The organism is Mesorhizobium sp. M7A.F.Ca.US.002.01.1.1, assembly GCF_004022955.1.
GTDB classification, from domain to species: domain Bacteria; phylum Pseudomonadota; class Alphaproteobacteria; order Rhizobiales; family Rhizobiaceae; genus Mesorhizobium; species Mesorhizobium ciceri.
The window spans coordinates 1-626 of record NZ_RZQE01001018.1; the positions used below are offsets into that span (position 1 = coordinate 1).

General features: G+C 64.7%; 1 protein-coding gene and 1 pseudogene. Both read right to left on the reverse strand.

The genetic code is table 11. The annotated features are described in order from the left end of the window. A pseudogene (locus EN932_RS37460) lies at positions 1–327 on the reverse strand (GGDEF domain-containing protein); the annotation flags it as partial. Between the two features lie 73 nt (positions 328–400). Next, on the reverse strand, positions 401–626 hold a 226-nt coding region (locus tag EN932_RS37465; RefSeq protein WP_128369588.1), incomplete at its 5' end, for a diguanylate cyclase.

Below are 626 nucleotides of genomic sequence, written 5' to 3' on the forward strand. Positions count from 1 at the left end.
GAAATACACAGCTATGGTGGTGGCCAACAGGAAAAACAGCATCGCCTTCCAGGGCGGCGCCACGCCGTATTTGCGGGCAAGCCCGCCATTGAACGCAATGGTTGCGGCAAGGAAGACCGCGAAGGCGGCAACGACCGGGAGCCGCGCGTCGGCAAAAGCGGGAATGGAGAATTCGATGGCCGAATAGGCCATGCCCAGCAGATAGCCAAATGCCAGCCAGCGCGCCGGCGCCCGGCCGACATCGTGGAAGGCGACCGCCATGAAGCAGGCCGCCAGCAGGCCGGCAACCGACAGATTGATCAACAGGATGAAGTTGGCGCCGCTCATGTTCTCCCGCACCCGCGCCGACAGCTAATCATCGACGGGCGAAGAAGACGTTAACGTCCTGGCCGGCCAGGATTCAGCCGGTCTTGAGCGGCTCCGGCAGGAACGCCGTTTCCGGCCGCTCATAGGACAGGCGTACACTGTCGCGGCCGTTCTTCTTGGCCTTGTAGAGCGCATCGTCGGCACGGCGCATCAGCGGCTCCAGCGCCTCGTCACCGCTGCGGGCCGCCACGCCGAAGCTTGCCGTCACCTTCGTTCCCTGGGGAAGCCCGTCGACATGGCCGGCCGAATAGACCGTGCGC